This window comes from Streptomyces drozdowiczii, assembly GCF_026167665.1.
Lineage (GTDB): Bacteria > Actinomycetota > Actinomycetes > Streptomycetales > Streptomycetaceae > Streptomyces > Streptomyces drozdowiczii_A.
In genome coordinates this window covers 601,826-614,851 of the sequence record NZ_CP098740.1, presented here as the reverse complement: position 1 = coordinate 614,851, position 13,026 = coordinate 601,826, and the positions used below count along the sequence as shown (strand labels likewise).

Here is a 13,026-nt window from a genome sequence, read left to right as displayed (position 1 = left end):
CACGGGTCCCGAATCACTTGAGGAGGGCTGCCCGGAGCCGACGTCTCGCTGTAGTCTGGGCAGCCAGCCCTTGACCTGTAAGAACGCAGGCAGGGAGCCGTCCTCCAGGAGTCCCGCATGCTGCGCACCATGTTCAAGTCCAAGATCCACCGTGCCACCGTGACCCAGGCCGACCTGCACTACGTGGGGTCCGTCACCGTCGACGCCGAGCTCATGGAGGCGGCGGATCTGCTGCCCGGTGAGCTGGTGCACATCGTGGACATCGACAACGGGGCCCGGCTGGAGACGTACGTCATCGAGGGCGAGCGCGGTTCCGGGGTGATCGGGATCAACGGCGCTGCCGCGCATCTGGTGCACCCGGGTGATCTGGTCATCCTCATCAGCTACGCCCAGGTCGAGGATGCCGAGGCGCGCGCCCTCGTCCCGCGTATCGTGCACGTCGACGCGGACAACCGCATCGTCGCACTCTGTGCCGACGCCTCCGCGCCCGTGCCGGGCAGTGACACCGAGCGCAGCCCGCACGCGGTGCCCGCGGCGCGCTGAGGCGGCTCGTCGAACGAGGGGCACACCGCCATGGCAGAGCAGACCGGGCCCGAGATCCATGACGACCGGGCGGCCGGCAAGCTGTCCGCGTACGAGGACGGCGAGGCCGTCGGCGTCATCGCGTACTTCGTGCTGGACGGGGAGCCCGCCGGGCTCGTCGCCGTCCACACGGTCGTCGGCTCCGGGCACGAGGGCAAGGGCATCGGCTCCGCCCTGGTCAGGGAGTTCTACGCCATGGCGGGGCGCGAGGGCGTGCCCGTCGTGCCGCTGTGCCCGTACGCCGCCAAGTGGGCCTCGCGCCATCCCGACGAGGCCCCCGAGGCGCCCGAGGGGCTGGTGGAGCGCGCGAAGACGCAGCTCGCCTCGCACCCCGAGCTGTACTGAACCGGAAGGAGCGGGCCGGCCATGACGCTCGCGCTGCTGCACACCTCACCCGTCCACGTCCCGGTCTTCGACGCCCTGCGCGACGCCGACCACCCGGGAACCGCCCTGCGCCACGTCGTACGGGAGGAGCTGCTGACCACGGCGGCGGCGCTGGGTCCCGAAGCGGTGGCCGACGAGGTGGAGGCGGTGGTCGCGGACCTGGTGGCCGAAGGGGCGGACGCCGTGCTCTGCACCTGCTCGACCATCGGGGCCGTGGCCGAGGCGGCGGGGGTCGCGGTCGGTGTCCCGGTCCTGCGCGTCGACCGGCCCATGGCCGCGGCGGCCGTCCGGGCGGGCCGGGTCACCGTCCTCGCCGCCCTCGCCTCCACCCTTGAGCCGACCCGCGCCCTGCTCACCGAGGAGGCGGCGGGAGCCGGGCTGCCGGGGGCGGACGTGCGAACCGTGCTGGTGGACGGAGCCTGGGAGCGCTTCACGGCGGGCGACAACGACGGCTTCCTCGACCTGGTCGCGGCCTCGGCCGACGCCGTGCGCGACGCGGACGTCATCGTGCTCGCCCAGGGCTCCATGGCCGGCGCGGCCGGACGTACGACCACCGGAATCCCGGTCCTGTCCAGCCCCCGCCCGGGGCTGGCCGCCGCCGTGGCGGCCGCGGGGCGGTGACCCGGCGGGGCCGTCCGCGTCGTCCTTACGCAGCAGTGTTCCGCGTTTGCACGTATGGGCTCGGCGGGCGCGGGCAGCCGCTCCGGGAGACGGTGGAAGAGGTCCACCCCCGATCGTTCGGAGGCCCGAGATGACTCATCCGTTCCCCGACCCCGTCCCTCCGGCGCCGACCCCGGGTCCGCTGCCGGAGCCGACGCCGCCCGCGCCGACCCCGCCCGCGCCCACCCCTCCGGCGCCGACGCCCACTCCGCCGGGGCCCGCGCCCGACCCGATCCCGCAGCCGCCTACGCCCAACCCCGACCCGGTGCCGCCGCCCGAGCCGGAGCCGTCACCGGTCTGACCCGGGCGCCTTCCGGGGACCGGCCGCCCGGGCCCCAAGCCCTCAGCCGGCGGCCAGCATCGCGTCGGCCCGGGCGGTGACCTCGGTCAGGACCCGGCCCGCCGCGGCCAGGTCCTCGGCCGGCAGGTCCCCGTACAGCCCGGCCGCGAGGCCGGCGACGCCCGCCTTGTACGACTGGATCAGCGCGTCGCCCGCAGGGGTGAGCGCGAGCAGCCCCCCGGGCCGCTCCTCCAGCAGGGCGGCGGAGGCCAGCTCGGCGACGGTGGCCTCCGCCGCCGGGACGCCGAGCTTCACGGCGCCGGTCAGCCGCTCGATCAGTGCGCGGCGCGCGACGGTGCCGCCCGCGGCCTCGACGGCGTTGAGCGCCAGGGCGTGGAAGAAGGTGGTGCCGGGCGGCAGGAGCCGTTCGGCGAGCGCGCGGGTGGCGTAGTGGGCCATGCCGATGACCTGGCCGTTGACAGTGGATGCGGTGCTCATGATGACTCCTCGCGGGAAGCGGTGACTGGGGGAACCGGCACGTCGAGCAGGGCCGTCAGTGCCTCGGTGAACGCCTCGGTGTCCTTGCCGCCGAGACCGCCGAGGGGCGCGAGCAGCCCGTCGACGAGCTCCCGCACCACCTCGACCGCGCGCTCCGTCGTGGCGCGGCCCTCCTCGGTCAGCGCGAGCCGGACGGCCCTGCTGTCCGAGGGGTCGGTGGTCCGTTCGACCAGGCCCGCCGCCTCCAGGGCGCGGGCCAGCTTCGAGACGTAGAGCGCTTCGAGTCCGGTGTGGTCCGCCAGCGCGCGCTGACTCGGCCGCACTCCCGCGTGCTCCATGCCCTGGAGCGAGGCGATCAGCGAATACTGCGCGTGCGTCAGGCCGAGCGGGGTCAGCGCCCGGTCGATGGCCACCCGCCACTTCATGGACAGGCGCCAGACCAGAAAACCCGGGGTCGCGCCCTCGATCGCGTTGCTCATGGCAGTTACCGTACATGGCTACTATGTCCATGGCTACTAAATTCTGCGAGGCCGAGCGCGACCCGGCCGCCGTCGGCTCAGTCCCGCAGATTCAGCAGGGCGTCGGCGTGCGCGAGGCCGCTCTCGGCGGAGACCGAGTCCAGCGACTGGGCGTCGCGTACCGGCGCGAACCGCACCATCGGCTCCTCGCGGCCGCTCGTAGCGGCGAGGCCGTATCCGTACACCGCCGGGCGCGGCAGGCTGTTGTACGACCACGGGGTGGAGAAGTAGTACGCGCCCGTGTCGTACAGCACCACGAAGTCGCCCGCCCGCAGCTCGGGCAGCTCCCGGGCGTGTGCGACGACGTCCCCGGCGAAGCAGCACGGCCCCGCGACGTCCTGGACCACCACGGGCCCGTCCTTCGGCCGTCCTTCGGCGTCGAAGGCGCCGACCCGCAGGGGCCAGGCGTCCGGCATGAAGACGGTACGGGTGGCGGTCTGCGCCCCCGCGTGGGTCAGCGCGATACGGCGGCCGCCCGCGTCCTTCGTGTACTCGACCAGCGCGCCGATGAAGCCGTTCTTCGCGAGCAGGGACCGCCCGAACTCGGTAACCAGCTCGTAGCGCCCGTCGAAGAGCCCCGGCACGGCCGCCCGCAGCGCCGCCGCGTACGCCGCGAAGGTGGGGCGCACCTCGTCGTCGGCGAAGTTGACCGGGAGGCCGCCGCCGATGTCGAGCCCGGTGACCTGCCGGCGGCCCAGCGTCTCGTTGATCTCCTCGGCCAGCGCGTACGTCTCGGCGATCCCGGCCGCGATCAGCTCCAGGGAGCAGCCCTGCGAGCCGACATGGGCGTGCAGCCGGGTCAGCCACGGGTGAGCGGCGAACGCCTTCACCACCTGTTCGCGCGCGCCGGGGTCGCGCAGCGCCACGCCGAACTTCGAGGTGGCCGTGGCCGTGCTCATCGCGCCGATCGAACCGCCGCCGACCTGCGGGTTCACCCGGAGGCCGATGGCGGACACCGCGTCCGACGGGCGCAGCGAGGCGATCCGGTGCACCTCGTCCAGATTGTCCGCGTTGATCGCCACGCCCACCGCCAGGGCGCGGCGGATCTCGTCCCGGGTCTTGGCGGGGGAGTCCAGCACGATCTTCGACGGCGCGAACCCGGCGTCCAGCGCGAGCCGCAGCTCACCCGGGCTCGCGACCTCGCAGCCCATCCCGCACCGGGCGAGCAGCCGCAACACGGGGACCAGCGAGGACGCCTTCGCGGCGAAGGTGTGCAGCACGGCGGGCACCCCGGGGAACGCCTCGTGCAGGGCGTCGACCGAGGCCCGGACGCCGTCGGTGTCGATGAAACCGGCGACCGGGTTCGCCTCGCCGAGCAGGCCGGCGGCCACGGCGTGGCGGACGACCGCCGCGACACGCGCGGAGCCCGCCTGGGCGGAGGGGGTCAGGGCGGAGGAGGGCGAAGAAGGGCTCATGGAGTCAGAGTCGGCGATGAGTGCCCCCAGGTCTCTGTCCGGGCGGCCAAGAACAGTGCGCTTGTTTGTCGGTCCGGCCAAGCCGCAGGCAGGCCCACAGCCGTACGAACAGACCGCAACCTACCCGCTGAGCCGGACGGCGAGCGTGACCAGCAGCCGGGTGTCGGGGTCCTCCAGGTCCACCCCGAACCGCTCCCGGGCGCGCCGCAGCCGGTAGCGCAGCGTGTTCGGGTGGACGACCAGCCGCGACGCGGCCCGCGCGACATCGCCGGACGCGTCCAGATAGGCCGCCAGCGAGCGGACCAGCTCCCCGCCCGCCGCCAGATCCGCCCGGACCAGCTCGTGCACGGGCCCCCGCCCCGCCTCCCAGACCGGCCGGGCGGCGTCCAGGATCCGGGCGACGTCCAGCGAGGGGCCCACGCCCGCCGCGTCCGCCGACCGCTGGGCGCCCCCCATCGCCGCCCGCTCCCGCAGCACCCGTACGACGAGCAGGGCCTCGTCGTACGAATCCCGCACCCCGGCAGCCCCGGCGGCCACCGGCCCGGCGCCCGCCAGCACCCCGGCGTCCTGCGCCTGGCCCGCCAGCTCCCGGGCCAGCGCCGCCGCGCCCCGGTCCGGCCCGGCGTCCACGGGCAGCAGCACCAGCAGCCGGTCGCCGTCGCGCAGCACCCGCACGGACGGGCGGTACGTCGCCGCCTGGAGCGCCGCCACATCGAGCGTGCGGTCGCCCGGGGCGGGCGCGGCGGCGAGGGGTTCGGCGACCACGACCGCGCAGGCGGCGTCGGGGGAGAGGCCGAGCGACCAGGCGTGCGTACGGGCGTCCCCGTCCCCGTACAGCAGCCCGCGCAGGGCGACCTCGCTGCGGCGGGCGGCGCCGCTCTCGCGCAACCGGTGCCGCACCAGCAGGGGAGCGGCGACCTCGGCGGCCCGGCGCAGCGCGTCCGGCGCGTCCGGGCGCAGCGGGCGTCCGTCACCGGCCACCCAGATCGAGCCCAGGACCTCCGGGCCGCTGCGGACCGCGATGATCAGGCGCTCGGGCCCCTCGGCGTCGGCCGCGCGGTGGATCACGTCCCGGGACGTCCACAGCGTCCGCAGCATCCCGCTGCGCCGCAGCTCCGCGACCCGCCACTCCGGGACCCGGCCGCCCAGGATGGTGGACCGGCGCAGGACGTCGGCGTCGGGACCGGTGGCGGAGTGGGCCAGGACCCGGAGGCGGGTGTCCTCGATGGTGATCGACCCGCCGGTGTACTCGGCGACCGCCGCCGCGAGCGCGCTCAGGCTCTCCGGACCCCCGGGCCCCATCCGCCCGGCGGCCCCGTCGTCCGCGCCCGCCCGGGCGCAGGCCAGCGCGGAGCGCAGCAGCGCGGCGGCGTCCGTCCAGTCGGCCCACTCCGCGCGGGTGAGCAGGGCGACCCCCGCCTCCTCGGCGGCGGCGAGCACCTGCGGCGCGGCGGCCACCCCTTCCACGGCGCGCAGCACCACACCGGAGGCGCCGCGGCGCGCGGCTTCGCGGACCGGGGCGGCGGCCGCGGGGGACGAGGCGGGCGCACCGGTGACCAGGACCAGGCAGCCGTCCAGCGACCGGGCCGGGCCCTCGTCGCCCACCGCCACCCCGCGCACCCCGATGTCACGGCCGGCGGGCGCGAGCAGCAGTCGCAGGCTTCCCCCGTCGTCGAAGGCGAGGACCTCGCGCAGCGCGACGGAGGGCTCCGGCGGGAGGGCGGCACGGCTCGTCATGGCAGCCGAGCATACGAGCACCCCGGCGCGCCGAGCGGCGGCTCACTCGTCGTTCAGGTCGCTCCGGCTGCACGCCAGGACTCCGGCCGTGCCCGCGAGCCGTGCCGTCAGCGCGTCGGGGTCACCCCGCCCCTGCACGCTCAGCGCGATCTCCACGGTCCCCTCGGTGTCCGGCTGCGCACGGCGGCGCCGGTAGCGGCCCGAGCCGGAGAGCGTGGTCAGCTCGGACACCGCGAACCCGGTCTCCGTACAGTGGTTGACCAGCTCGCGCAGAGCCCCGACGCCCTCCGTGTATGTGATGCGGTAGCCGATCGACGCGTTGCGCAGGGCGGGGAGGCGGTGGGCGAGGGGGCGTACCCCGTACGACACCAGGAAGTACGCGAGGGTGGCCAGCGTCGCGAGCACGGGCAGCCCGGCGCCGGCCGCGCAGCCCACGGCGGCGGTGAGCCAGATGGAGGCCGCCGTGGTGAGGCCCCGCACCGAGCCCCGGTGGACGAAGATGACACCGCCGCCGATGAAGCCGAGCCCGGAGACGATCTGGGCCGCGACGCGCGAGGGGTCCAGCTCCACCTGGCCGGTCACCACGACGTCGGAGAAGCCGAACTTGCTGACCAGCGTGAAGAGCGCGGCCCCGAGCCCGACGATCGTGTAGGTGCGCAGGCCGGCCGCCTTCTGGCGGATCTCACGCTCGATGCCGATCGCACACGACAGGACGAACGCGATGCCGAACTGCGCCGCGTGCGTCCAGTTCTGACCGAACGGTTCGTTGATGTCGAGTGCCACGCAGCCTCCGTGCCCGTCCGGCGGAACATGATCGGACAGAGACCACCGTACCCGGCCGATCGGGGCGCGCGAGCGCGTGGCAGGGCGGTCACGGGTCAAGGCCGGGACAAGAAGGCGGCGGCTCCCGTGTCGCCCGGGAACCGCCGCCGTCCGCGTCAGGGGTTACGGGCTGACGCAGCCGATCGAGCCGACGGGGAAGTCATTGCCCGTCGAGGTCGCCGTGAAGCCGAACGTGACGCTGCCGTCCGCGGGGATCGACCGGTTGTAGTCTGCGTTCTTCACCGTCAGCGTGCCGTCCGATCCGGTGCTCAGCACGCCGCTCCACACGCTGCTGACCTTGGTGCCGGCGCCGGGCTTCCACTGCACGGCCCAGCCGTTGAGCGCCGTCGTGTTGTGGTTCATGACCTCGACGGAGCCCTGGAAGCCGCCGCTCCACGAGTTGGTCACGTTGTAGACGGCCATGCACCCGGTGTGCGGGTCGGTGGGGTCGGTCGGGTCCGGCGTCGGGTCCGTGGGGTCCGGCGTCGGGTCGGTCGGGTCCGGCGTCGGGGTGCTGGAGCCGCGGATGCCGGTCACTTCACCGTGGCCGCCGTCGAAGACGATGTCGGAGCAGGAGAAGAAGTTCTCCTGGCTGTCCGAGCGCACCCACTGGATGTACATCACCGCGTTACCCGAGCGGCCCGAGGGCAGCGTCAGGTCCCAGTAGTAGTGACCGCCGTCGGTGCCGGGCGAGCCCACCTGGGGCGGGTTGGTCACGGTCTGGATCAACTCCAGGTCTTCCCAGCCCAGTTCGGTCGTGGGCGAGTATCCCGGCTTGGAGACGTACACCCGGAACGAACCAGGGTGCGCGGCCCAGTTGCTGTGGTCGACCTCGATCTTGGCGCCCGAGGTGAGGTGCGTACGGGGCCAGTCGCCGCGCGGCGCGTTGTAGCCGGTGAAGTTGTACGGCGAGCGGTCGCCGGCGCTGCACAGCTTGCCGTCCGGGACATAACCCTGGCCCCGGCCACCCGCGTTGGAGTCGAGCACGGCGAACCAGTTGTACAGGGAGCTCGCACCGCTCTCGGCGAGTGCGGCCTTGCACGCGGGGTTGGTCGGGTCGAGGGAGCCGGTGCTCGTCTTGGCGTCCAGCCAGCAGAGGTAGGTGCGCGAGCCCGGCGACATGGTGACACCGTGGGCCTGCGCGCTGCCCTGGCCCAGCAGCGTGAAGGCGATACCGCCGAGCAGTGTCGCCAGCACCGCCGCCAGGGAGGCGAGTTGTGTTCTGCGTCGTGCCATGGTGTCTCCTTCTGCGGGTGCGGGTGCGGGTGCGGGTGCGGGTGCGGGTGCGGGTGCGGGTGCGGGTGCGGGGGTTGTGGGGGATGCGGGGGATGCGGGGGCAGGCCGCGGAGGGGGTGCGGGGACGCGTACAGGTGGGAGCGCTCCCATGCATTCGTTGGTAGGGGACTGTAGGGCAGCCGTCGTGTCCCTGACAACCCTGCGGACGGCATCGGCCGAAACGGGGCGCGGTGAGGTGCATCGGCCCGACAGTGACCCTCAACTACGGGGAAGATCAGCCCGATTGACGCACCATCAGCCGCGTGCGCAGGATGACGTGGTGCCAGGCGACCTTCGGCCGGCTCATCTCCTCGAGAAGCAGCCGCACCATCGCCCGGCCGATCTCCTCCATCGGCTGCCGGACCGTGGTCAGCGGCGGGTCGGTCTGCTCGGCCAGCTCGAAGTCGTCGAAGCCGACCACCGCCACGTCCTCGGGCACCCGCCGCCCCGCCGCGTGCAGCGCGGCCAGCGCCCCGGCCGCCATGCTGTCCGACGCGGCGAACACCGCGTCCACCTCCGGGTGCCGCTCGATCAGCCGGGCCATCGCGCGCCGCCCGCTGGCCTCGGTGAAGTCGCCCTGGGCCACCAGGGACGGCGGCTCGGCGCAGCCCGCCTCGCGCAGGGCCTCCCGATAGCCGCGCAGCCGGCACTGGGCGACGTACATCTCGGGTGGGCCGGCGATCGCGGCGATGGTCCGGCGCCCGCCGCGCACCAGGTGGCCCACCGCGTCCCGCGCGCCGCCGACGTTGTCGGCGTCCACATAGGTGACCCGCTCGTCGCCCGAGCGCCGGCCGAGCAGCACGGTGGGCACCCCGGCGTCCGCGAGCATGTCCGGCAGCCGGTCCTCGGCGCTCACCGACATCAGCAGCACCCCGTCGACCCGGCCGCCGCGCACGTACTCCAGGAGCCGCTGCCGTTCGGTGTCCGTGCGGACGAGGGTGAGCAGCAGCTGCACGCCGCGCTCGTCCAGGGCGTCGCCGACCGCGCGCACGATCTCCGAGAAGAACGGCTCCCCGAACAGCCGCCAGTCCGTCTTCGTCATCACCAGGGCGACGGCGCCCGCGCGCTGTCCGGCCAGGGAGCGGGCGGCCAGATTGGGCACGTAACCCAGCTCGTCGATGGCGCGCTGCACGGCGCGACGGGTGGAGTCCCGGACGCCCGCGGCGTTGTTGATCACTCGGGAGACCGTGCCCCGGCCCACCCCGGCGAGCGCCGCCACCTCTTCCAGCGTCGGCGTGCCGGAACCCCTGTTCAGCATGGACCACCCCCAAGAGCCACCGATCCTACGGCCCGGAGGGTGGGCGGCCGAAGGAGTCGGATCAATTGGCGCCTGATCCCGCCACTCCTCTGGGAGCGCTCCCAAAGTTTATTTGTGCATGACAGCGTCGGAAGGCTATGCGTGGGCCTCCGCGCCGTGTACGGTCTCGGGCCGATGGGTTCTGGGAGCGCTCCCATCCAGTTGTTCCTCAGTTGTTCCCCTTCGAACGAGGAGAAATGCTGTGAAACGCTTCTTGGCTCTGCTGGCGTCCGGCGCCACGGTCATGGGCCTGACGGTCCTGGCCAGCCCACCGGCGGCGGCCGCCACCGGATGCAAGGTGGAGTACACGGTCACCAGCCAGTGGCAGGGCGGCTTCCAGGGCGGGGTGAAGGTCACCAACCTCGGTGACGCCGTCAGCGGATGGCAGCTCAAGTTCACCCTGCCGGGCTCGGGTCAGAAGGTGGTCCAGGGCTGGAACGCGACCTGGTCGCAGTCCGGCTCCACGGTCACCGCGGCCGGCATCGACTGGAACAAGAACCTGGCCACCGGCGGCACGGCGGACGTGGGCTTCGTCGGCTCCTTCTCGGGCGCCAACCCGGCACCCACGGGCTTCACGCTCAACGGCGTCGCCTGTACGGGGACCGTCGGCGGCGGGGGCGACGACGACGATCCGCCGCCGGCCACGGGTGGCGGCACGCCGGTGGAGACCAACGGCCAGCTCCATGTGTGCGGCACGAACCTGTGCAACCAGTACAACCGCCCGATCCAGCTGCGCGGCATGAGCACGCACGGTCTCCAGTGGTTCAGCAAGTGCTACAACAACGCGTCGCTGGACGCGCTGGCGAACGACTGGAAGGCGGACCTGCTGCGCACCGCGATGTATGTGCAGGAGGACGGTTACGAGACCGACCCGGCGGGCTTCACCAGCAAGGTCAACAGCCTGGTCGACATGGCCGAGGCCCGTGGCATGTACGCCCTGATCGACTTCCACACCCTCACGCCGGGCGACCCGAACTACAACCTGGAGCGCGCCAAGACCTTCTTCGCGTCCGTCGCCGCCCGTAACGCCTCGAAGAAGAACGTCATCTACGAGATCGCCAACGAGCCCAACGGTGTGAGCTGGGCCGGCATCAAGAACTACGCCGAGCAGGTCATCCCGGTCATCCGGGCCGCCGACCCGGACGCGGTCGTCATCGTCGGTACGCGCGGCTGGTCGTCCCTCGGTGTCTCGGACGGCTCCAACGAGAGCGAGGTCGTCAACAGCCCCGTCAACGCCACCAACATCATGTACGCGTTCCACTTCTACGCCGCCAGCCACAAGGACAACTACCGCGCGACGGTGAGCCGGGCCGCCTCGAAACTCCCGCTCTTCGTCACGGAGTTCGGCACGGTGAGCGCCACCGGCGGCGGCGCGCTGGACCGGGCGAGCACCACCGCCTGGCTGGACCTGCTCGACCAGCTGAAGATCAGCTACGCGAACTGGACCTACTCGGACGCCAATGAGAGCAGTGCCGCCTTCAAGCCCGGCACCTGCGACGGCGGCGACTACAGCAGCAGCGGTGTGCTCACCGAGTCGGGCGCGCTGCTCAAGTCCCGGATCAGCACCCCGGACAACTTCCCCACCAGCTGATCCGTGAGCGTGCGGGGCCCCGGCGGCGGCCGGGGCCCCGCACCCATGTGTCCAACAGCTGAACCTTGACACCTTGTCGACAGCGGCGAGACACTGGGACCGTTATGGGAGAGCGCTCTCCCGAGCGATCTCGACCTCCGTGTCGACCCACTCCCCGCTGTCGGCGCGGTCCAGAAGCCCGCGGTGGCCACGGCTCTCCGTGGCCACCGCGGGCTTCTGTGTATATTTCGGCAAAGCTAAGGGTCCTAGGAAACGCACAGGCGGGGGTGGGAATGGTTCGCGCGGGGCTCACGACCGAACGGGTCGTGGCGGCTGCGGCCGATCTGGCGGACTCGGCCGGCTTCGACAAGGTCACCATCTCCGCGCTGGCCCGGGGCTTCGGCGTCAAGGACGCGAGCCTCTACTCCCACGTCAAGAACCTGGGCGACCTGCGGACCCGCGTCGCCCTCCTGGCCGCCGAGGAGTTCATCGACCGCATCGAGGCGGCGGTGGCCGGCCGGGCCGGAAAGGACGCGCTGATCGCGTTCGCCGACGCGTACCGCACCTTCGCGCTGGAGCACCCCGGCCGCTACGCCGCCACCCGCTACCACGTCGACCCGGCGATCGTCGCCGAGGCCCCCGCGTACCACCGCACCCTCCGCACCACCTCCGCGATGCTCCGCGCGTACGGCCTGACCGACCCGGACCTCACGGACGCGGTACGCCTGCTGCGCAGCACCTTCCACGGCTTCACGGACCTGGAGGCGGAGGGCGGCTTCGAGGCGGCGCGCCCCGTACAGACGTCGTGGGAACGGGCGGTGGAGGGGCTGCACTTCCTGCTGTCGAACTGGGCGTCGGCGACCGGCGCGAAGGCGTGACCCGCGGCTGACGAGTCCGCGACCCGCCGGCCGGGACGCTCTCTCAAGGCACCTGGTTCAGGCGGGCGAAGGTGGCGGCGGCCTGGACCACCAGCACCACGGGCAGGGCCAGGAGAACGGCCCATGGCATCGCACCGACGGCGGCCAGGACGCAGAGGACGGGGAGGGCGAGGAGGGTGGGGACGGTCGAGGCCAGAGCGATACGGACACGGGGTCGCAGGTTCATCACCGAACTCCTTGAAACAGATGCGGGTCGACCACGGCGGGCATGCGTCAGTCGGAGATCCCGCGCGCGCGGTCCAGGTACGCGGCCAGCTCCCGCCAGTCCTCGGCGGGAGCTTCGGGTTCCCCCGACATGGCGGCCGGGTCGTCGTGCCAGGCGGCCTTCACACCGGCGGAGATGCCGGCGTCGCCGCCGGTGAACAACGCGCTCAGCTCGTCCATCCGAGCCACGATCCGGCGGACCTGTCGGTCGGTGGCGGGAGTTCCGGCGGTACGGAGCCGGTCCGCCCTGCGGTACAGCTCGGGCCACTCGACTTCGAGCAGGTAGTGGCGCGCCGGCCCCAGGGCCGCGGCACGGGTCCGCAGCACCCGCATCTGCTCGGCGTCCAGGTGGCGGTCGAGGGCGTGCCCGCCCTCCGGACCGGTGCGGCCGACCGCCCGCACCGCGTCGACCAGGGCCGTGGCCGACGGATCGTGCCCCGCCGACAGCTCCTCGTCCAGGCGTACGAGCCGGTCGCGCAGGACGCCGAGCGCCTCGATGGACGTCTCGACACCGGCCAGGTGATCGCGGACCAGCCGCGTCGGGTCGACGCCCGCGTCGAGGCAGACGGCGATGGTGTCCAGCGCCAGCCCCAGACTGCGGAGCGCCAGCACCTGATACAGACGCGCGAGGTCGGCCTCGGTGTACTCCCTGTGACCCCCGGCGGTGCGTCGCGAGGGGCTGAGCAGGCCGATGGTGTCCCAGTGGTGCAGCGTGCGCACGGTCAGCCCGCTGGCCTCCGCGAGGCGGCCCACCCGCCAGGATTCGCTCGTCGATTCGCTCGTCATGGTTCCACGATGCATCCTCACACCGCGTGAGGTTCAAGTCCGCAGGCTCCGTGGATTCGG

14 protein-coding genes are annotated in these 13,026 nt (G+C 73.1%); 5 read left to right on the top strand and 9 right to left on the bottom strand.

Going from position 1 to position 13,026, the window contains the following annotated elements:
- Positions 1-117: 117 nt before the first annotated feature.
- Genes panD through NEH16_RS02790 form a run of 3 tightly spaced genes read left to right on the top strand, consistent with a single transcriptional unit; the run spans position 118 to position 1,587 of the window.
- Positions 118-543: an aspartate 1-decarboxylase gene (gene panD / locus NEH16_RS02800; RefSeq protein ID WP_265538905.1), complete on the top strand. Its 426-nt coding sequence runs from the start codon at positions 118-120 to the stop codon at positions 541-543.
- 30 nt (positions 544-573) lie between these two features.
- Positions 574-927 carry a GNAT family N-acetyltransferase gene (locus NEH16_RS02795; RefSeq protein ID WP_265538904.1) on the top strand — a complete coding sequence of 118 codons (354 nt, stop codon included), beginning with the start codon at positions 574-576 and terminating at the stop codon, positions 925-927.
- A 21-nt stretch (positions 928-948) separates the two neighbouring features.
- Entirely contained in the window at positions 949-1,587 is a 639-nt protein-coding gene (locus NEH16_RS02790) for an aspartate/glutamate racemase family protein (RefSeq protein WP_073967298.1), read from the top strand.
- Between the two features lie 382 nt (positions 1,588-1,969).
- On the opposite strand, the gene NEH16_RS02785 is transcribed toward NEH16_RS02790, so the two are convergent.
- The 7 genes from NEH16_RS02785 to NEH16_RS02755 form a co-directional block, all read right to left on the bottom strand.
- Positions 1,970-2,404, bottom strand: coding sequence for a hypothetical protein (locus NEH16_RS02785; protein ID WP_265538903.1), 435 nt, complete (start codon positions 2,402-2,404; stop codon positions 1,970-1,972).
- On the bottom strand, positions 2,401-2,883 hold the full coding sequence (locus NEH16_RS02780; protein WP_265538902.1) for a MarR family winged helix-turn-helix transcriptional regulator: 483 nt from the start codon (positions 2,881-2,883) through the stop codon (positions 2,401-2,403). The genes NEH16_RS02785 and NEH16_RS02780 overlap by 4 nt, the downstream gene beginning before the upstream one ends.
- A 77-nt stretch (positions 2,884-2,960) precedes the next feature.
- A complete protein-coding gene (locus NEH16_RS02775; RefSeq protein WP_265538901.1) occupies positions 2,961-4,337 on the bottom strand; it encodes a diaminopimelate decarboxylase in 1,377 nt (458 codons plus the stop codon).
- A 120-nt stretch (positions 4,338-4,457) separates the two neighbouring features.
- Positions 4,458-6,074 carry a PucR family transcriptional regulator gene (locus NEH16_RS02770; RefSeq protein ID WP_265538900.1) on the bottom strand — a complete coding sequence of 539 codons (1,617 nt, stop codon included), beginning with the start codon at positions 6,072-6,074 and terminating at the stop codon, positions 4,458-4,460.
- Positions 6,075-6,116: 42 nt separating this feature from the next.
- Entirely contained in the window at positions 6,117-6,857 is a 741-nt protein-coding gene (locus tag NEH16_RS02765; RefSeq protein ID WP_073967292.1) for an MgtC/SapB family protein, read from the bottom strand.
- A gap of 162 nt (positions 6,858-7,019) precedes the next feature.
- A complete protein-coding gene (locus tag NEH16_RS02760; RefSeq protein ID WP_265538899.1) occupies positions 7,020-8,132 on the bottom strand; it encodes a lytic polysaccharide monooxygenase auxiliary activity family 9 protein in 1,113 nt (370 codons plus the stop codon).
- A 274-nt stretch (positions 8,133-8,406) separates the two neighbouring features.
- Complete coding sequence (locus NEH16_RS02755; protein ID WP_073967289.1) at positions 8,407-9,429, bottom strand: LacI family DNA-binding transcriptional regulator; 1,023 nt, start codon at positions 9,427-9,429, stop codon at positions 8,407-8,409.
- 241 nt (positions 9,430-9,670) lie between these two features.
- On the opposite strand from NEH16_RS02755, the gene NEH16_RS02750 reads away from it, so the two are divergent.
- Both NEH16_RS02750 and NEH16_RS02745 read left to right on the top strand, forming a co-directional pair.
- Positions 9,671-11,059, top strand: a complete 1,389-nt coding sequence (locus NEH16_RS02750; RefSeq protein ID WP_265538898.1) for a cellulase family glycosylhydrolase — start codon at positions 9,671-9,673, stop codon at positions 11,057-11,059.
- A gap of 272 nt (positions 11,060-11,331) precedes the next feature.
- Positions 11,332-11,916, top strand: a complete 585-nt coding sequence (locus NEH16_RS02745; RefSeq protein ID WP_265538897.1) for a TetR/AcrR family transcriptional regulator — start codon at positions 11,332-11,334, stop codon at positions 11,914-11,916.
- 43 nt (positions 11,917-11,959) lie between these two features.
- Here the strand turns inward: NEH16_RS02745 and NEH16_RS02740 are convergent, their stop codons facing one another.
- Positions 11,960-12,142, bottom strand: coding sequence for a hypothetical protein (locus tag NEH16_RS02740; protein WP_265538896.1), 183 nt, complete (start codon positions 12,140-12,142; stop codon positions 11,960-11,962).
- A 47-nt stretch (positions 12,143-12,189) separates the two neighbouring features.
- The gene (locus tag NEH16_RS02735) at positions 12,190-12,966 is read right to left on the bottom strand and encodes a MerR family transcriptional regulator (RefSeq protein ID WP_265538895.1); all 777 of its coding nucleotides are present in this window, start codon (positions 12,964-12,966) and stop codon (positions 12,190-12,192) included.
- Positions 12,967-13,026 lie beyond the last annotated feature (60 nt).

What these genes read in the sequence shown, in the direction of transcription:
- NEH16_RS02735 (WP_265538895.1), bottom strand. Translation starts at nt 12,966, where the DNA reads ATGACGAGCGAATCGACGAGCGAATCCTGGCGGGTGGGCCGCCTCGCG.
- panD (WP_265538905.1), top strand. Translation starts at nt 118, where the DNA reads ATGCTGCGCACCATGTTCAAGTCCAAGATCCACCGTGCCACCGTGACC.
- NEH16_RS02740 (WP_265538896.1), bottom strand. Translation starts at nt 12,142, where the DNA reads ATGAACCTGCGACCCCGTGTCCGTATCGCTCTGGCCTCGACCGTCCCC.
- NEH16_RS02770 (WP_265538900.1), bottom strand. Translation starts at nt 6,074, where the DNA reads ATGACGAGCCGTGCCGCCCTCCCGCCGGAGCCCTCCGTCGCGCTGCGC.
- NEH16_RS02785 (WP_265538903.1), bottom strand. Translation starts at nt 2,404, where the DNA reads ATGAGCACCGCATCCACTGTCAACGGCCAGGTCATCGGCATGGCCCAC.
- NEH16_RS02775 (WP_265538901.1), bottom strand. Translation starts at nt 4,337, where the DNA reads ATGAGCCCTTCTTCGCCCTCCTCCGCCCTGACCCCCTCCGCCCAGGCG.
- NEH16_RS02745 (WP_265538897.1), top strand. Translation starts at nt 11,332, where the DNA reads ATGGTTCGCGCGGGGCTCACGACCGAACGGGTCGTGGCGGCTGCGGCC.
- NEH16_RS02790 (WP_073967298.1), top strand. Translation starts at nt 949, where the DNA reads ATGACGCTCGCGCTGCTGCACACCTCACCCGTCCACGTCCCGGTCTTC.
- NEH16_RS02760 (WP_265538899.1), bottom strand. Translation starts at nt 8,132, where the DNA reads ATGGCACGACGCAGAACACAACTCGCCTCCCTGGCGGCGGTGCTGGCG.
- NEH16_RS02795 (WP_265538904.1), top strand. Translation starts at nt 574, where the DNA reads ATGGCAGAGCAGACCGGGCCCGAGATCCATGACGACCGGGCGGCCGGC.
- NEH16_RS02755 (WP_073967289.1), bottom strand. Translation starts at nt 9,429, where the DNA reads ATGCTGAACAGGGGTTCCGGCACGCCGACGCTGGAAGAGGTGGCGGCG.
- NEH16_RS02780 (WP_265538902.1), bottom strand. Translation starts at nt 2,883, where the DNA reads ATGAGCAACGCGATCGAGGGCGCGACCCCGGGTTTTCTGGTCTGGCGC.